Origin of the sequence: Joostella sp. CR20, assembly GCF_038433465.1 — a bacterium.
In the GTDB taxonomy this organism is placed as follows: Bacteria; Bacteroidota; Bacteroidia; order Flavobacteriales; family Flavobacteriaceae; genus Galbibacter.
In genome coordinates this window covers 70,194-89,126 of sequence record NZ_JAESVF010000003.1, presented here as the reverse complement: position 1 = coordinate 89,126, position 18,933 = coordinate 70,194, and the positions used below count along the sequence as shown (strand labels likewise).

Sequence of the window (18,933 nt, the reverse complement as noted above, 5' to 3'; positions counted from 1 at the left end):
ATGTTAAAAAAAATAGGAATCCTCCTTATGCTACTGCCGTTTTTGGTGCAATCGCAAACTGAAGACGAAAAACAATTAAGAGAAATTTACACAACTTCATTAACCAATGGTAAGAGTTATTCGTGGCTCGATTATTTGTCAAACCAAATTGGCGGACGTTTGTCGGGTTCGTATAATGCCGAGAGGGCTGTTGCGTACACCAAAGGACAACTCGATTCTTTAGGACTCGATAAAGTTTGGTTACAATCTGTAATGGTTCCAAAATGGACACGTGGAATTAAAGAATTTGCGTATTTCGAAACTTCGCCCGGAGAAACCACTAATTTAGATATTTGTGCGTTGGGCGGTTCGGTTGCAACTCCAGAGGGCGGACTAAAAGCAGCTGTTGTTGAGGTGAAAGGTATTGAAGATTTGGCGAGTTTAGGCGAAGAAAAAATAAAAGGAAAAATAGTTTTTTTTAATCGCCCGATGCAACCCGATTTAATTCAAACTTTTGAAGCTTACGGCGGATGTGTTGATCAGCGATATTCTGGCGCTGCCGAAGCTGCAAAGTATGGTGCCGTAGGTGTTATTGTTCGCTCGATGAATTTACGTCTCGACGATTACCCGCACACAGGAAGTATGAGTTATGGAGACCTTCCAGCTTCGCAGAGAATTCCTGCGGCAGCCGTAAGTACAAACGGAGCTGAATTATTGAGTACAATGTTAAACTTGAATAAAGACACGAAATTGTATTTCCGTCAAACTTGTAAGGTTTTCCCAGACGCACAATCGTATAACGTTATTGGAGAAATTACAGGAAGCGAGTTTCCAAATGAAATCATTACAGTTGGTGGGCATTTAGATTCTTGGGATTTAGGCGATGGCTCTCACGACGATGGTGCAGGCTGTGTGCAGAGCATGGAAGTTTTAAGACTTATAAAGCAAACAGGTTATAAGCCGAAACGTACTATTCGTGTGGTTTTGTTTATGAATGAAGAAAATGGTTTACGAGGCGGAAAAAAATATGCTGAAGTTGCAAAGCAAAAAGGCGAAAATCATGTATTTGCTTTAGAAAGTGATGCAGGCGGATTTACACCACGCGGTTTTTCTTTTGACGCCGATGATGCTAATTTTAACCAAATACTTTCATGGCAAAAACTCTTTAAGCCTTATTTAATTCATTATTTCAAGCAAGGTGGAAGCGGTGCGGATATTGGTCCACTTAAAGGCGAAGGAACTGTATTGGCAGGGTTAAGACCCGATTCACAACGTTATTTTGACCATCATCATGCAGCAAACGATACTTTTGAGCATGTAAACAAAAGAGAGTTGGAGCTTGGCGCTGCAACCATGACATCCTTAATTTATTTAATTGATAAATATGGAACCGTGCAAACTTCAAAAATAAAGGGATAGAAAATCAGTGCAGATTTTATGAACGAACAAAATGCCTATTATTTAAACAAATTAGAGCCTGTAAAAAGTTGTTTGTTGTCCTTGCGGAATTTTATTTTAAAGCAGGACGAAAATATAACTGAAACTCGTAAGTATGGTATGCCGTGCTTTTGTTTTAAAAATAAGGTATTTTGTTATTTATGGACTGATAAAAAAACAGATGAACCATATATTCTTTTTGTTGAAGGAAAATATTTAGAGACTCCAGAATTAGAAGCAGGAAACCGATCGCGCATGAAAATTTTTAGAGTAAATCCGAGTATAGATATTCCTATCGATAGTATTGAAATATTGCTTAATAAAGCATTGGATTTGTATAGAAATGGTGTTATAAAAATAAAATAGTTTGAATAAAATAGGTGTGTCGGCTTCTGTAAGAGTACTCGTAGTAGCTCTTTTTAGTTTTTTAGCAATCATTTTAATATCTTTTTTTAAAGTTGCTTTAGAGTGGGAAGATGCCGAACAAGCATTTTATTCGCAGTGGTTTCGTTTGGGATACGACGACCAACCACCGCTATACACTTGGTTGCAAATTTGTATTAATAAAATACTTGGACTCAATCGGTTTTCGCTAGTAGGTTTTAGAGCTTTTATTTTTTCTGCTACACTTTTCATAATGTATAAGTTTGCGTATAAAGTTCATAAAAATGAAAACTTAGCGGTTCTCTCGGTTTTATTACTTTTTTTAATTCCTGTTTTTATCGATTTTAACTTTAGAAGACTTACTCATACTTCGTTAATGTGTTTGTTTTCGCTGAGTTTATATTATGTGTTTTTTCTGCTGATGGAGAACAAAAGTTTGAGAAACTACATTTTGTTGGGTTTGATTATAGGTGGTGGACTGCTTACCAAATATAATTTTGCATTAATAATCCCTACATTTTTAATAATTCCATTTTTTGATGCAGAAGCAAAACAGATTGTTTGGAATCGTTACTTTTTTATCAGTATTGGAGTTGCAGGCTTACTTGTAAGTCCGCATTTGTATTGGCTTTTTGATAATACTCAATATGTTTCTGAACTAAAAATGAGTATGGCTCATAAAACAAAATCGGTTGCAAATCATACTGTTTTTTCTTCTTTGTGGGCGTATTTAAAAAGTTTTATTCAACTAAGTATTTTATTGTTTCTTGTATTTGCTGTTGCTTTTTTTAGACGAGGAATTCAGCTAAAACAACAAAAATGGAATAGTTTGTCAAAACTCTTCATAATTCAGTTTGTTATTGCTTCAGTAGTATTTGTAAGTATCGGTTCGTCAAAAGTTTCAGAACGTTGGTTGCTCCCAATTTTTCTGCCTTTTTTAGTGTTATTGTTTAGTTTTTTTCAGTTTAAAAAAATAACTGTTTGGATAAAATGGAGCTTTCGACTTTTTGTAGTTGTGTTGATTGTTCAACTTGTGCGAACTCCCGTTGAAAAAATGTTGAAAATCGATTCGTCTGTACATCATTCTTTTGAACCCATCGCTTTAAAACTTGACGCTTTCAGTAAAAAACAATGGGTATTGCCAGATGTAACTTATGCGGGAAGTGTGAAATTTGAACGCACTAAAAAAATGGTTTTTTCTTCGGATGATTTTACGTTGCCTAAAACTGTAATTGATAGTAGTAACGCAATTTTTGTTCAGAAAGAAAAAGATGCGAATTTAGAAATTATCGATAGCTTGATAGGTTTCGGGGAAGCTAAAGAAGCGCTATATTTTGGAGTGAAGAAAAAATGATAATTTCAAGTTGAAGCTTTGTGTAAAAAAATACTTTGTTCAACCCTTTTCATTTTCTTTATAAATAGTATTTTTGCGCATGCAAAACAACGTACTCATTTTAGATTTCGGTTCGCAGTACACTCAATTAATCGCAAGACGCGTAAGAGAGTTAAATATTTTCTGCGAAATTTACCCATACAACAATTTACCAGACGACCTTTCTTCATACAAGGCAGTTATTTTGTCTGGAAGTCCATTTTCAGTAAGAGCAGAAGATGCTCCGCACCCAGACTTGTCGCAAATACGCGGAAAAGTTCCGATGTTGGCAGTTTGCTACGGAGCGCAGTATTTAGCACATTTTGGAGGAGGAGAAGTAGCGCCTTCGAATACGAGAGAATACGGAAGAGCTAATCTTTCTTTTATTGCTGAAAACGAACTTTTCTTTGAAGATATTTCTGTAGGAAGTCAGGTTTGGATGAGTCATAGTGACACCATAAAACAACTTCCAGAAAACGGAGTTATTTTGGCGAGCACAAACGACGTGCAAAACGCATCTTATAAAATTGAAGGAGAAACAACCTATGCTATTCAGTTTCACCCAGAGGTTTACCACTCTACAGATGGGAAACAATTATTGGAAAACTTTTTAGTGAAAATTGCTGGTGTTGAGCAAAGTTGGACACCAGATAATTTTGTTGATATGACCGTTGCCGAATTGAAACAACAACTAGGAAACGAGCGTGTAGTGCTTGGACTTTCTGGAGGAGTTGATTCGACCGTGGCGGCCGTATTGCTTAACAAAGCAATTGGAGATAATCTGTACTGTATTTTTGTAAACAATGGTTTACTTCGTAAAAATGAGTTCCAAAGTGTATTAGACCAATACGAAGGAATGGGACTTAACGTAAAAGGAGTAGATGCTTCTGAGCGTTTTTTAGATGCGCTTGCAGGTGTTGAAGACCCAGAGTTGAAGCGTAAAGCTATTGGGCGTGTGTTTATTGAAGTTTTTGATGATGAAGCACACGAAATTAAAGATGTAAAATGGCTAGGACAAGGAACTATTTACCCAGATGTTATTGAGTCGATTTCGGTAAATGGACCTTCAGCAACAATTAAAAGTCACCATAACGTAGGAGGACTTCCAGATTTTATGAAATTAAAAATTGTGGAGCCTTTAAAAATGTTATTTAAAGATGAAGTACGTCGTGTAGGTGCTTCTATGGGAATTGATCCTGAATTATTAGGGCGTCATCCTTTCCCAGGGCCAGGACTTGCAATTCGTATTCTTGGAGATATTACTGCAGAAAAAGTTCGTATCTTACAAGAGGTAGATGCTATTTTTATTAACGGACTCAAAGAATGGGGTCTGTATGATAAAGTTTGGCAAGCGGGAGCTATGCTGTTGCCAGTAAACTCGGTAGGAGTAATGGGGGATGAGCGTACTTACGAAAAATGTGTAGCTTTACGTGCTGTAGAAAGTACCGATGGGATGACTGCCGATTGGGTAAATTTACCATACGAATTTCTACAAAAAACGTCTAACGATATAATAAACAAAGTAAAAGGCGTTAATAGAGTAGTGTACGACATTAGTTCTAAGCCACCAGCAACTATTGAGTGGGAATAAAAAAGCACTTTTGTTAGTCACGTTTTATAGAAGAAGTTGTAATTTTTAACTTCATTCTAAAGCAAAAAACTTAATATATTTTTATGAACCTTAACAGAGTTATTTTTATACTGGCAGTTTTCTTTTGTGTAAGTATGCAAGCGCAAAAGTTTGAAACACATGCTGTAAAAGAAGGAGAAACCTTAGAGAGTATTGCAAAAAAATATCAGGTTACACCGTATGCAATTCTAAAGTTAAACCCCGAAGTTAAAAATGGTGTTAAGGCACATACAATTGTTGTTATTCCTGTGTCCGATAAACAAACTCCTACACAACCTGGAGTAAATCAAAATATCGAGTACACTACTACGGAAACAACAAATTTTATTGAGCACAAAGCAAAAAGAAAAGAAACATTGTACAGTATTTCAAAAGAGTACAATGTTTCTGTTGATGATATAAAACGCTATAACAAAGAGTTGTACAGTCGTCAGCTTAAAAAGAATGAGATTATAAAAATTCCTGTGTATGCTACTTCTGCTACCGGAAATACAATTCCGTCAGTAAAAGAAGGTTTGGTGCCACACATTGTAGCACCAAAAGAAGGACCTTGGAGAGTAGCTTACGAACATGGAATTACTGTTGATTCTTTAAAAGCTATCAACCCAACGATGCAAGAGGTTTTAAAAGAAGGAGATACCTTGTGGGTGCCTTTTGTTGCAGGAAATGAGAAAAAACCTGTTGAGGTAGATGCTTACAATTACTATACGGTACTTCCAAAAGAAGGATTTTATAGACTAAAAGTAAAATTGGGTGTAACTCAAGAAGAAATCGAAGCGCTTAATCCAAAAGTAAAAACCGATGGTTTAAAAGCTGGAATGGTTTTAAAATTACCTAAAAATAAAACAGGAGCGCTTACAGTAAACAACGGTCAACTTATCGAAAAGTTCTCTTTGCTAGATAGTATTAATTATGCTGAAAAATCTACGTTAGCAATTATACTTCCTTTTAAATTAGATGAGTTAAACTTTGAAGATATTGAGAGTAATAAAGAAAAACTCAAAAAAGATAGGTTGTTAAGTGTGTCTTTAGATTTTTATACAGGAGCACTTATGGCGATAGATTCTGTTAAGAAACTAGGACTTTCACTAGACGTAAATGTTTTTGATAGTGGAGCGAATGAAACTAAGGTAAGTCAGCTTGCTTCTAGCGGAAAGTTAGCCAATGCAGACGCAATTGTGGGGCCAATTTTGCCATCTACTTTTAACCGAGTTTCAAGTGCAGTGCGTTCGCAAAATACTCCAATTTTCGCACCTTTTTCAAACAAAGGTTTAGATATGTATAGCAATGTCTATCAAACGCTACCACCAGACGATTTGTTGCGTCAGAAAATGATAGATTTTATTGCTGTGAACGGTTTCAATAAAAATGTAATTATTATTGCTGATGCTAAAAATTCAGCGATAAAATCAAAGTTGCAAGCATTGGTGCCAGGAGCAAAAACAATTACTCCTATAAATGATAAATTTATCCGTTTGGACGAAATTAATCCTTTTCTTTCTTCAGAAAAAGAAAACTGGGTAATCGTTGAAACCAATAGCATTCCGCTACTTACCAACATTACTGGCGTGGTAAATTCAGCACAAACAGAAGCTTATAAAATTACACTGCTTACTACTCTTAAAGGAGATGCTTACGATAGCGATAATATTTCGAATATGCACCTTTCTAAATTGCATTTTCATTTCCCAACAATCGATAAGCTTGCAGATGTAAATACAAGTTTCAGTAAAAAATTTGAAGCAAAATACGGTACAACACCAAATCGTTATGCAACACGTGGATTCGATTTAACCATGGATGTTATTTTGCGTTTAGCTTACAATAAAAATTTAGATTATGTGTCTGCAAAAGTGAGCGAAACCGAATATGTAGAGAATAAATTTGACTATAAAAAAGCAACCACTGGTGGTTACATCAACAAGGCGCTTTACATAGTGCAATACGATAATTTACAAATTAAAGAAGCAAAAAACGATGCCAACCTCAATAGTAACATACTTGGGAGCACTTCGAACTAAATGTGTGCACCTAAAAAGTAACAACTCATTTATTACCGACGCCCCAACCGATAACAACGGAAAAGGCGAGGCTTTTTCTCCAACCGATACTGTTGCGACTTCTTTGGCAAGTTGCATGCTCACTGTAATGGGAATCAAGGCGCGCGATATGGATGTCGATTTAACCGAAACCACTGCAACGGTTACCAAAACAATGGAAGCCAACCCGCGTAGAATTTCTAAAATCGAAGTCGTTTTTGATATCCCAGTACATCTAGACGATAAGAGTAAAAAAATCCTCGAAAAAACTGCAAATACCTGTCCGGTGCACTATAGTTTGCATCCAGATATTCAAAAAGACATTACTTTTAATTGGAAGTAACTAACTAATTATTTTTTGGGCATTCCCACACAAAAAAGTGTGGTCGCGCTTTCGCTACTCGCTTTCCAACAAAAAAGTTGGAAGAGCTCAAACATGCCGCTCAATCGCTAATGCGGAGAGTTTTGCTATTAATGAGTAGGAAAAGTGAAGTTCAAAAACACCCATAAAGTCCCCCTGACTACCGCAGGCAGGCTCAAGGGGATAATAAATTCATCCTGTTCGGAGGCTTAATTCCCCCTTTGAAGGGGGCTAGGGGGATGTAAAAGTTTGAAGAGAAGCTGTATTCAAAAATTAACTGAAAAAGAATCTTTCGTCAAACTGAGCTTGACTCAGTTTCTCATCACATAAAGGGAATGTTGAGGTTTAATAAAGATTTAAAAACACCCCTAAAGTCCCCTCAAGGGGACAATTAATTCCCCCTTTGAAGGGGCTAGGGGGATGTATTAAAGTAAGAAGCTAGAAGTACAAAATAGAAAGTAAATAAACAAAAGCAGTAAATAAATGACTTTTGAACCTCTGCAACTTTGTTACTTTAAAACAATTAGAACACTCATAAAAAAATGAATATCAATTCAAATAAAGAATTTCTTCTTCAATTAGCGCATGCAAAAATGCCTTTTGGGAAATACAAAGGACGATTTTTAATTGATATTCCAGAGCCATACTATGTGTGGTTTCGAAAGCAAGGTTTTCCTCCCGGAAAGCTAGGAGCTCAACTCGAAGCTATGTATGAAATCAAGGTAAACGGTTTGGAAGAACTCATCTATAAAATTCAAAAACTTAAGTAACTCGCTGCTAAATCTTACACGAAAAACAATCTTAAAATCCCTTTCTTTTGAAGAGGGTTTTTTAATTCTTATTTGTATTTTTGCCGCGATATTTTCAATAACTGCTTAGGCAGACAATTCAATTAAGTAAAGACAATGGCAGATACCAAATACATTTTTGTTACGGGTGGTGTTACCTCTTCATTGGGGAAAGGAATTATTGCAGCATCATTAGCGAAACTTTTACAAGCAAGAGGTTACAAAACAACTATCCAAAAACTCGATCCGTATATTAATGTTGATCCTGGTACGCTTAATCCATACGAACACGGTGAGTGTTATGTAACTGATGATGGTGCCGAAACCGATTTAGATTTAGGGCACTACGAGCGTTTTTTAAACGTAAATACCTCACAGGCAAACAATGTTACTACTGGAAGAATTTACCAAAGTGTTATTGAAAAAGAACGTAAAGGTGAATTTTTAGGGAAAACAGTGCAAGTTGTTCCGCATATCACCAACGAAATTAAAGAACGCATTCAAGTTTTAGGAAATAGCGGAGAATACGATATCGTTATTACTGAAATTGGTGGAACTGTTGGAGATATCGAATCGCTTCCTTACATTGAGTCGGTTAGACAATTAATGTGGGAATTGGGTGATAATAACGGACTTGTAATTCACCTTACACTTGTGCCATATCTTTCTGCAGCTGGGGAGTTAAAAACAAAACCAACACAGCATTCAGTAAAAACTTTAATGGAAAGCGGAATTAAAGCTGATATTTTAGTTTGTAGAACAGAGCACGAACTTTCGGATGATTTAAGAGAAAAGTTAGCCTTGTTTTGTAATGTTAAGCGCGAAGCTGTAATTCAGTCGATTGATGCTTCAACAATTTACGATGTGCCAAACATGATGTTGAAAGAAGGTTTGGATGCAGTTGTATTGAAAAAACTTGCTTTACAAGATAATTCGCAACCCGATTTAACACGTTGGAATCAGTTTTTACAACGTCATAAAAATCCGAAAGACGAAGTGCATATTGGATTGGTAGGGAAATATGTAGAGCTTCAAGATAGTTATAAATCAATTTTAGAAGCCTTCATTCACGCAGGTGCAGAAAATGAAGTGAAAGTAAAAGTAGAGTATATTCATTCTGAATATATCGATGCAGATATTCTTCAGAATAAAATAGCAAAATTAGATGGAGTTTTAGTGGCTCCAGGTTTTGGAGAGCGTGGTATTGAAGGAAAAATCGAAACTATTAAGTACATCCGTGAAAATAATATTCCGTTTTTAGGGATTTGTTTAGGAATGCAAATGGCAGTTATCGAATTTGCACGTAATGTTCTCAATTTAAAAGATGCCAATTCTACTGAAATGAATCCTGATACAACCAACCCTGTTATCGATTTAATGGAAGAGCAAAAAGACATTACACATATGGGTGGAACTATGCGTTTAGGAGCGTGGGATTGTAATTTAGCTGAAGGGAGTTTGGTAAGTAAAGTGTACGATAGTAACGCCATTTCTGAGCGTCACAGACACCGTTACGAGTTTAACGATTCATATAAACAACAAATTGAAGCAGCTGGATTAAAAGCAACAGGTCTTAACCCAGAAACAGGTTTGGTAGAAGTTGTAGAATTGCCTTCGCATCCTTGGTTTGTAGGAGTTCAATACCATCCAGAATATAAAAGTACGGTAGCAAATCCGCATCCATTATTTGTAGGGTTTGTAAAATCAGCCTTACAACACAAGCAACAAAAATAGTGTCAGTTTGACATATAAATACAATTTGGGCATATCTTTGCAAACTATATTTTGCAACGTGAATGCCCTTTTTGATGAAAAGGAATTTTTTAAATAGAATTAAATGGAAGAAAAGAAATTTGATTTAAACTCAATTATTGGTTTTATACTAGTTGGGATAATCTTAATGTGGTTTTTGTACAATAACCAACCTACCGATGAAGAAATTCAAGCAGAAAAAGCTAAGCAAGAGCAAGTTGAAAAAGCTAAAGAAGTAGAAAAAAATGCAGCTGTTGTAGAGAGCGTTCCTGCTATCGATATGGCCGATTCTACAGCCTTGGCACAATACAAAGGTTCGTTGGGAGCATTTGCATATTCAGCATCGTTGGCTTCAGCAAATGAAAATGCTACAACAACTTTCGAAAACGATTTGGTTCGTTTTAAAATAAGCAACAAAGGAGGGCAAATTGTAGAAGCCGAATTGAAAAAGTTTAAAACGTTCGATTCTATTCCTGTTTATTTAATTAAAGATGGAAACGCATCTTTTAATTTATCATTCGGAACTACAGACAACCGTACGCTAAACACCAAAGACCTTTTCTTTGAACCTACGTTGACAAAAAGTGGAGAAAACCAAGTGTTGTCAATGAAATTAAAAACTTCAAACAATACATTTTTAGAATATAGATACGAGTTGAAACCAAGTGAGTATATGGTAGATTTTACCATTCGTTCACAAGGTTTAAACGGTGTGCTTAACAGTTCGCAACCAGCGCAACTAGATTGGAAGTTGAACGGAATTCGCCACAGTAGAAGTATTGCTTACGAAAACAGATATACGCGTTTAACATACATGCACGATGGCGATGTAAGTAAACTTGCGCAAGGAGGAGAAGACGATGAAGCAGATACAGATGTAAGTTGGATTTCTTACAGACAACATTTCTTTAGTTCTATTTTAATCAATCCAAATTCTTTTTCAAATGTTTCTTTAACGTCAAAGCAAATGTTTGAAGATGAAAATCCATCAGAACAACACGTTAAATTGTACACTGCATCAACACCTTTAGAAATTCAAGGTGGAGAGTTAAATTATAACTTACATTGGTATTATGGACCAACAGATGCTCGTCAGTTTAAAAAATACAAAGATTTAGATTTAGCTGAATCGATTCCTTTTGGATGGGGAATTTTCGGATTCATCAACAAACACGTATTTACACCTTTATACGACTTTTTGAGTTCTGTTTTTCCTTACGGAATTGCAATTATCGTGATGACTATTATTGTACGATTGGCATTGTCGCCAGTAACTTACAAATCGTATGTTTCTCAGGCGAAAATGAAGGTAATCAAACCAGAAGTTACAGAGATTGCCGAGAAGTATAAAGACAACCCAATGAAGCGTCAGCAAGAAACCATGAAGCTTTATAGTAAGGCAGGAGTGAGTCCAATGAGTGGTTGTGTGCCAGGATTGTTACAAATTCCTGTATTCTACGCGCTATTTATGTTCTTCCCGACGGCTATCATGTTACGTCAAAAATCATTTTTATGGGCAGACGATTTATCATCGTATGATATTATTTACAAGTTCCCAGAAGGATTTAAAATTCCATTCTATGGAGACCACGTAAGTTTGTTTCCAATTTTAGCATCTGTCGCTATTTTCTTCTATATGAAAATGACAACAGGACAGCAACAAGCAATGCAACAACCTGCGCAAGAAGGAATGCCAGATATGGGAAGTATCATGAAAGTGATGATTTATATTTCACCAATAATGATGTTGTTTTTCTTCAACAATTATGCAAGTGGTTTGAGTTTGTACTATTTTATTTCAAACTTAATTACAATCGTGATTATGTTAGTAATCAAGAATTATATTGTTGACGAGGATAAAATTCACGCTAAAATTCAGGAGAATAAAAAGAAGCCTAAAAAAGAAAGCCGTTTTCAAAAGAAAATGCGCGAAATGATGGAACAGGCAGAAGCTCAGAAAAAATAATGAGCACTCCATAAAATAATAAAATCCCCGATTTAAAATTTTAAATCGGGGATTTTTGGTTTTATAAATACGTATTAAAACTTTATCAAATTGCACGAATGAAGACAATAAAAAAGAGCCACCCTAAAGTGACTCCTCTTCAAAAAGCAATGATTGTTTTAATTGGTAGTATCTGGGATTAAAACTTTGTTTGTGGCATGAATTACACCATTTGTAGCTTGAACATCTACTGCAATTACTCCGATATCAGAATTTCCAGCACCGTCTGTTAAGTTTGCTATATTAGCACCAGTGCCTGGAAGTGTAATTGTAATATCGTCGCCTTCAAGTGATGTTACCATCATTCCGTTAGATAAATCTTCAGATCTAGCGTTTGCTCCAGCAACTACATGATGTTGTAAAACTGCTGTTAATGTTGCGCCGCTCGGCACAGATTCTAAAGCTTCAAAAGCTGAATTTACGGGAGCAAATACTGTAAACGGACTATCAGTTTTACCAGAAAGGATACTAACAAAGTCTGGCTGATCATCAGCAGTAAGTGCACCAACTAATGAGCTAAAGTTGGCATCTGCGGTAGCAAAAGTTACAATGGTAGGTAAGCCAATAACAGCATCTACAGCGTGTATTACACCGTTACTTACTTCAACATCTGCGGTTGTTACACTAGAAATGCCGTTCAGCGTAACACCTGAAGCAGTGTTTACATAAATACTGAGGTTGTCTCCGTCTGTATTTGTAGCCAACGTATTTGCATACATTGTTGACAAATCAGTTGACATTACTTCTCCTTGAATAACATGATTTAAAAGGACTTGTTTTAGAACTTCAGTAGGCACATCATCTAGAGAATTAAAACTATTTTCTGATAGAAAAGTGGCGAATGCTTCATTGTTTGGAGCAAAAACTGTTAGTCCTGCATCTTCAGCATTTAAAACGTCTACTAATTCTGCTTTTTGTACTGCTGTTAATAAAGATGAATAGTCTTCATTCATGGAAACAAATCCTGCAATAGTAGGATTCATTGTATCAATAATTGCTTGTGGTAATAATACCTTATCAATTGCATGAACAACACCATTTATCGCTTGTACATCAGCAGCAATTACATTTGCAGGCATATCTGTTGCGTCCATTACTTGCACACCTTCAGTAGTCATGATTGTAATATCTTCTCCTTGTGCTGTGGTAATCATTTGTTCGTTGCTCAATGTTTCTGAAGTGGCATTTGCCCCAACAACAACATGATAGGTTAGTACGGCTTCAAGCGTGGCGTCATCAACTTCATCTAAAGAAGAAACTCCAAGTGTGGCCAAGAGTTCTTCAAAAGCTTCGTTGGTTGGAGCAAAAACTGTAAAAGGAGAACCATCGGTACCAGAAAGTAAGTCGGTGTAAGTAGTTCCGAATCTTTCAAGTGCCTCAACTAAAATTGAAAAGTTACTGTTTGCAGCAGCATGATCAACAATAGTAGGTAGTGTAAGTACGCCATCGACTTTATGAATTACACCATTTGAAGCCGTAATATCAACCATTGTAGGGGAGGCGATGTTGTTAAATGTTACTGTGTTTTCGGTATTAATGTACATGCTTAGCATGGTGTCATTAGGACCGCTAGCTAAAGTGTTCTTGTACATCGTACTTAAATCAGAAGCCATTAAAGTTTCATTAAACACATGGTTTAAAAGAATGTTGGTTAGTGTTTCTTCGGAAACTGCGTTTAGATCTGTAATTCCAGCAGCTTCAAAAGCGGCGTTGGTTGGTGCAAGCACGGTGTATGTACCAGCCTCATCAAGCGTTGTGCTCAGTCCTGTTTTTACGAGAGCAGCTGTTAAAATACTTAATTCAGCATCGGCGCTAGCAGTTTGTGTAATAGTTAATTCTGTTTCAGGAAGGTTTTGGTTGTCGTCGTCATCCGAACAAGCTATGGGTGCTGTAATCATAACCAGGGCAACAACGTACTTCGTAATGTTGAGTAGTGTTTTCATGTTGATTTTCTTTTGAGTTTGATTTATTAGGTTTAATATTGTTTAACGAATTTAATATAAAAGTTAAACAAAAATAAAACATTAACTATTTTTAACATCACTAATTGATTGATTGTAAATGTCAATGTGTTTTATGTTGTTTAATGATTAATGTTTTTTTGATGAACATAAAATTTATTTATTTTAATTGAAAGTTAGACTTGTAATACACGACTAATCCTTCCTACTAATTTTGTAATTTTGCAAAGTATTTGAAATTTGCAAATGAGATGATGGTACGCTAAGAAGAATACTTTAGTGTACTATTGATTTCAGAATTGAAAAAGAATAAAAATATACGCATGAAAAGAGTTATAGTTGGTTTATCTGGAGGTGTTGATTCGAGCGTAACGGCCTACCTTTTGAAAGAGCAAGGCTACGATGTTATTGGGTTGTTTATGAAAAATTGGCATGACGATTCTGTAACAATTTCAAATGAATGTCCGTGGTTAGAAGATAGTAACGACGCGATGATTGTTGCTGATAAACTTGGAATTCCTTTCCAAACTGTCGATTTAAGTGAGCAATACAAGGAGCGCATTGTTGACTATATGTTTAACGAATACGAGCGTGGACGTACACCAAACCCAGATGTGCTTTGTAATCGAGAAATTAAGTTTGATGTGTTTATGAAAATCGCATTAGACTTAGGTGCCGATTATGTTGCAACGGGACATTATTGCCGTAAAGAAACTGTTGAGATAAACGGAAAACCAATTCATCGTTTGTTGGCTGGGGTTGATGGAAATAAAGATCAGTCGTATTTTTTATGTCAATTATCACAAGAGCAATTAAGTCGAACTTTATTTCCGATAGGAGAACTTACAAAACCAGAGGTTCGTAAAATTGCTGCGGAAAATAATTTAATTACTGCGGAAAAGAAAGACTCTCAAGGACTTTGCTTCATCGGAAAAGTAAGACTTCCAGAGTTTCTTCAGCAAAAATTAAAACCAAAAGAAGGGCAAATTATTGAGGTTGCAGCTGAAAGTGTTCTTCAAAAAAAGGAAACGCCATCGTTTAAAACCAAAGCGGAAGAGTTGGCTTACAACGCTCAAAAAGTTGTTTACAATCCTCATGACGGAAAAGTTGTTGGGAAGCATCAAGGAGCACATTATTTCACCAAAGGGCAACGAAAAGGACTTAATGTTGGTGGTACTCCAGAACCTTTGTTTATTATCGAGACCGATGTAAACGACAATATAATTTATACTGGGCAAGGTAAAAATCATCCTGGATTGTTTAGAAAAGCACTTTTTGTTACCAACGACGAATTGCATTGGGTTCGAGAAGATTTAGCGCTAAACCCCGACGAAATTATGGAAGTAATGGCTCGTATTCGTTACAGACAGCCATTGCAAAAAGCCACTTTATATCAAGTGGATGGGGGCTTGTATGTAGATTTCGACGAACCTCAAAGTGCCATCACTGAAGGGCAATTTGTTGCCTTTTATCAGGAGGATGAGCTTATAGGTTCTGGTGTGATAAGTTAATTTTATATATCTCAAAAAATATAGAAGGCTATTTGAAAGTTTACTTTTTAAATAGCCTTGTTTTTTCCAAGTTATCTCTGTTTTCATACTCCCACATTCTCCTTATATTTGAGTATGGAAAACAAAATCACTCAACTTTTCGGAATAAAATATCCAATTATTCAAGCAGGAATGATTTGGGCAAGTGGATGGGAATTGGCTTCTGCAGCTTCAAATGCTGGTGCTTTAGGCGCTTTAGGTGCTGGTTCGATGTATCCAGAAATTCTAAGAGAACATATTCAGAAATGTAAAAAAGCGACTAAAAATCCGTTTGGAGTGAATATCCCAATGCTGTATCCTGACCTCGATAAGCTTATGGATATCATTATTGAAGAAGGGGTGAAAATTGTTTTTACTTCCGCAGGAAACCCTAAAACGTGGACTTCTTATTTAAAGGAACATGGAATAACTGTTGTGCATGTGGTTAGCAGTGTGAAATTTGCCTTGAAAGCTCAAGAAGCTGGTGTAGATGCTATTGTTGCTGAAGGTTTTGAGGCAGGCGGACATAACGGACGAGATGAGACAACTACTTTTACATTAATCCCAATGGTGAAGGAAAAAATTACGATACCGATTATTGCTGCTGGCGGAATTGCAACCGGACAAGGGATGCTTGCAGCAATGGTTTTAGGAGCCGATGCAGTGCAGGTGGGGAGTCGTTTTGTGGCTAGTGTAGAGGCATCTTCTCATATCAATTTTAAAGAATTGGTGGTAAATGCACAAGAAGGAGATACACACTTAACTTTGAAAGAATTAGCACCAGTTCGACTACTCAAAAATAAATTTTATAACGATGTACAAGCCTTGTATGCAAAAGGAACTACCAAAGAAGAATTGGTGAAATTGTTAGGTAGGGCGAGAGCAAAACGCGGAATGTTTGAGGGCGATTTAGAAGAAGGAGAACTTGAAATAGGGCAAATTAGCGGATTGATAAATGACATCCTTCCTGCACAAAAAATTGTTGAGAATATGATTGCTGAATTTGAAGCAGCTAAAAAAGCTGTAAGTCTGCTATAAGCTTATTTACTTCTGCTGAGTTGGCTTCTTTTTTTCTGGCATAGGACCACGCAGGTGGATAATAAGTCCGTTTAAAAAATTACGCAAAATTTGGTCGCCACACTCCATGTATTTTGGATGATTTTCATTTCTGAAAAAAGCACCTAATTCACTTTTACTGATTCTAAAATCTACCAATGCTAGGATGTTTACAATATCCTCGTCTTTTAATTTGTGAGCTACACGAAGCTTTTTAAAAATGTCGTTGTTTGATAATGCCATGCTGCAAAGGTAACGATAGTTTATATTTTTTTCTGAAAGTGATAACCAATAATTTGAAACCCTTGGTTAAAATAAAATTTATGCGACCTGCTGTTGGCAACGTAGGTGTTGAGCTCTATGGTTTCAAACTGATTGGTTTTTGCCCATTTTTCAATCTCCTCAATAAATAATTTTCCAAAACCTTTAGATTGATATGTACTGTCGATAATTACATTGTCGAGTTCCAACTGTTTACCAGAATATAGTTTAATGGTCGTCCAACCACTGCAAACACCAACCAGTTCATTGTTATAATAAAACCCAAAGCATTGATACCCATTAAAATCAAACATTTTTTGCAACATTTCAGTAAGCGATACTTTTGTTTTAGTAGGATTTAATTGCAGGGTTAGCGTTGCAATTTCATCTATATTTTCAGCGGAAAGGAGTTTAATTGTGTACAATTGCGACATTGATTTTTTTTGCAAAAGTAAAGATTAACGACAGATAAATATAATAAAAAACGCCCCAAAACTTGGGGCGTTTTTAGAAAACAACTAAATCCTAAAACCTATAGCTTATGCTTAAAAACAATATTTGTTTTCAGCAGTTACTTTATCGGCAATTGTGTTACGCAATGCAACGATATTTGGAAGGTTTACATATTTTGTAAAACGCTTTAGTCCCATAAGCATCATGCGTTGCTCGTCTCCTTCAGCGAAAGAAGAAATAGCTTCTTTTCCTTTTGTTTGAATTTTTTCAACAGCATTGAAAAGGTTTAATTGCGCCATGGCAATTTGTTCTTTCTGGCTGTCTTCTCCAAAACGTTTTGCATTCTTTTCGGTTCTTAAAATAGCCGATTCTGCCATGTATATTTGAATTAAAATATCTGAAGCAGCCATTAATAATTGTTGGTGTTCTTCCAACGCTGGTCCGTATTTTTGAACTCCAGCACCAGCAACCATTAAAAATGCTTTTTTCAATTTGGCAATCATTTCTTTTTCCTCTGTAAAAAGTGCTGAATAATCTGGAGTATCAAAAGAAGGAATTCCCATTAATTCATCTTTTACAGCCGTTGCAGGACCTAATAAATCAACATGTCCTTTCATCGCTTTTTTGATAAGCATTCCTACAGAAAGCATACGGTTAATTTCGTTGGTACCTTCGTAAATTCTTGAGATACGAGCATCACGCCAAGCAGATTCCATTGGAGTATCGGCAGAGAAGCCCATTCCTCCAAAAATTTGAATTCCTTCGTCGGTAGTATTTTGGCAATGTTCAGATACTGCAACTTTTAAAATAGAACATTCTATTGCAAATTCTTCAACTCCTTTTAACTCTGCTTCTTGGTGCGAGTTTCCTTCTTCTTGACGAATAGCAATTCGGTTTTCAATATCTTTTGCAGCACGGTATGCAGCCGACTCGTCTACGTAACAAGCAGTTGCCATTTCGGCAATTTTAGCTTTAATTGCACCAAATTTTGCGATAGGTGTTTTAAACTGAATACGCTCGTTTGCATATTTTGTAGCTTCGGTGATGATACGTCTTTGAGCATCTAAACACGCCGCTGAAAGTTTAATACGACCAACATTTAGAGCATTCATTGCAATTTTAAATCCGTTTCCTCGCTCTGAAAGCATATTTTCAACAGGAACTTTAGTTTCGTTAAAGAAAACTTGACGGGTAGAAGAGGAGTGGATACCGAGTTTGTGTTCTTCTTCTCCTAAAGAAATTCCGTTAGAAGGATCGTTTTCAACAATAAATCCTGTAATATTTTTATCATCTTCAATACGAGCAAAAACAATGAAAACACTAGCAAAACCTGCATTCGAAATCCACATTTTTTGTCCGCTTATCAAATAGTGTTTACCATCTTCAGAAAGTACCGCTTTGGTTTTCCCGCTATTTGCATCCGATCCTGCTCCTGGTTCGGTTAAACAGTAAGCTCCAAACCATTCTCCTGTAGCCAATTTTGGTACGTATTTTTTCTTTTGTTCTTCGGTTCCATAAAGTGTAATAGGCATGGTACCGATTCCTGTATGTGCGCCGAAAGCTGTAGCAACCGATCCAGTAGCTCCCGAAATATAATCACACACAAGCATGGTGGTTACAAAGCCCATTCCGAGTCCGTCGTACTCTTCAGGAACAGCAATTCCTAATAATCCAAGCTCTCCAGCTTTACGCATTACTTCTTCCGTGAGCGCGTAATCTTTCTTCTCGAAACGTTCTTTATTTGGCCAAATTTCGCGATCTACAAATTCGATTACAGATTCGCGCATCATTTTTTGTTCTTCTGAAAAATCTTCAGGTGTAAATATATCTTCAGCTTTCGTTTCTTTTACTAAAAACTGACCACCTCTGGTTATGTTATTCTTTGTTTCCATATTTCCTCTCCCCAATCCTCTCAAAAAAAGAGAA

Annotated in this window: 15 protein-coding genes; 11 read left to right on the top strand and 4 right to left on the bottom strand. The window is 36.2% G+C overall.

Annotated elements, in window-relative coordinates:
• The 9 genes from JMA43_RS06215 (at position 1) to yidC (ending at position 11,708) form a co-directional block, all read left to right on the top strand.
• Positions 1-1,398, top strand: coding sequence for a M20/M25/M40 family metallo-hydrolase (locus JMA43_RS06215; RefSeq protein ID WP_342155583.1), 1,398 nt, complete (start codon positions 1-3; stop codon positions 1,396-1,398).
• Positions 1,399-1,416: 18 nt separating this feature from the next.
• Positions 1,417-1,782 carry a DUF1801 domain-containing protein gene (locus JMA43_RS06210; RefSeq protein ID WP_342155581.1) on the top strand — a complete coding sequence of 122 codons (366 nt, stop codon included), beginning with the start codon at positions 1,417-1,419 and terminating at the stop codon, positions 1,780-1,782.
• A 1-nt stretch (position 1,783) separates the two neighbouring features.
• Positions 1,784-3,154, top strand: a complete 1,371-nt coding sequence (locus tag JMA43_RS06205) for a glycosyltransferase family 39 protein (protein ID WP_342155579.1) — start codon at positions 1,784-1,786, stop codon at positions 3,152-3,154.
• 79 nt (positions 3,155-3,233) lie between these two features.
• Positions 3,234-4,763 carry a glutamine-hydrolyzing GMP synthase gene (gene guaA / locus JMA43_RS06200; protein WP_342155578.1) on the top strand — a complete coding sequence of 510 codons (1,530 nt, stop codon included), beginning with the start codon at positions 3,234-3,236 and terminating at the stop codon, positions 4,761-4,763.
• Between the two features lie 83 nt (positions 4,764-4,846).
• Positions 4,847-6,823, top strand: a complete 1,977-nt coding sequence (locus tag JMA43_RS06195) for a PBP1 and LysM peptidoglycan-binding domain-containing protein (RefSeq protein WP_342155576.1) — start codon at positions 4,847-4,849, stop codon at positions 6,821-6,823.
• On the top strand, positions 6,780-7,184 hold the full coding sequence (locus tag JMA43_RS06190; protein ID WP_342155575.1) for an OsmC family protein: 405 nt from the start codon (positions 6,780-6,782) through the stop codon (positions 7,182-7,184). Before JMA43_RS06195 ends, JMA43_RS06190 begins: the two co-directional genes overlap by 44 nt.
• 560 nt (positions 7,185-7,744) lie before the next feature.
• Positions 7,745-7,972: a DUF3820 family protein gene (locus JMA43_RS06185; protein ID WP_342155574.1), complete on the top strand. Its 228-nt coding sequence runs from the start codon at positions 7,745-7,747 to the stop codon at positions 7,970-7,972.
• Positions 7,973-8,107: 135 nt separating this feature from the next.
• Complete coding sequence (locus JMA43_RS06180; RefSeq protein ID WP_342155572.1) at positions 8,108-9,724, top strand: CTP synthase; 1,617 nt, start codon at positions 8,108-8,110, stop codon at positions 9,722-9,724.
• 103 nt (positions 9,725-9,827) lie between these two features.
• Positions 9,828-11,708 (top strand): membrane protein insertase YidC, encoded by a 1,881-nt coding sequence (yidC, locus tag JMA43_RS06175; RefSeq protein ID WP_342155571.1) that lies wholly within the window; start codon positions 9,828-9,830, stop codon positions 11,706-11,708.
• A gap of 158 nt (positions 11,709-11,866) precedes the next feature.
• Here yidC and JMA43_RS06170 read toward each other — a convergent pair whose 3' ends face one another.
• Complete coding sequence (locus tag JMA43_RS06170) at positions 11,867-13,690, bottom strand: fasciclin domain-containing protein (RefSeq protein ID WP_342155569.1); 1,824 nt, start codon at positions 13,688-13,690, stop codon at positions 11,867-11,869.
• Between the two features lie 341 nt (positions 13,691-14,031).
• Here JMA43_RS06170 and mnmA point away from each other — a divergent pair, with 341 nt between their 5' ends.
• Both mnmA and JMA43_RS06160 read left to right on the top strand, forming a co-directional pair.
• Positions 14,032-15,219, top strand: a complete 1,188-nt coding sequence (gene mnmA, locus JMA43_RS06165; RefSeq protein ID WP_342155567.1) for a tRNA 2-thiouridine(34) synthase MnmA — start codon at positions 14,032-14,034, stop codon at positions 15,217-15,219.
• Positions 15,220-15,333: 114 nt separating this feature from the next.
• The gene (locus JMA43_RS06160) at positions 15,334-16,275 is read left to right on the top strand and encodes an NAD(P)H-dependent flavin oxidoreductase (protein WP_342155566.1); all 942 of its coding nucleotides are present in this window, start codon (positions 15,334-15,336) and stop codon (positions 16,273-16,275) included.
• Between the two features lie 6 nt (positions 16,276-16,281).
• Here JMA43_RS06160 and JMA43_RS06155 read toward each other — a convergent pair whose 3' ends face one another.
• The 3 genes from JMA43_RS06155 to JMA43_RS06145 all read right to left on the bottom strand — a co-directional run bounded on the left by JMA43_RS06155 (position 16,282) and on the right by JMA43_RS06145 (position 18,899).
• Complete coding sequence (locus tag JMA43_RS06155) at positions 16,282-16,536, bottom strand: DUF1456 family protein (protein WP_342155565.1); 255 nt, start codon at positions 16,534-16,536, stop codon at positions 16,282-16,284.
• Between the two features lie 20 nt (positions 16,537-16,556).
• The gene (locus JMA43_RS06150) at positions 16,557-16,988 is read right to left on the bottom strand and encodes a GNAT family N-acetyltransferase (protein WP_342155564.1); all 432 of its coding nucleotides are present in this window, start codon (positions 16,986-16,988) and stop codon (positions 16,557-16,559) included.
• A gap of 111 nt (positions 16,989-17,099) precedes the next feature.
• Positions 17,100-18,899 carry an acyl-CoA dehydrogenase family protein gene (locus JMA43_RS06145; RefSeq protein ID WP_342155563.1) on the bottom strand — a complete coding sequence of 600 codons (1,800 nt, stop codon included), beginning with the start codon at positions 18,897-18,899 and terminating at the stop codon, positions 17,100-17,102.
• Positions 18,900-18,933 lie beyond the last annotated feature (34 nt).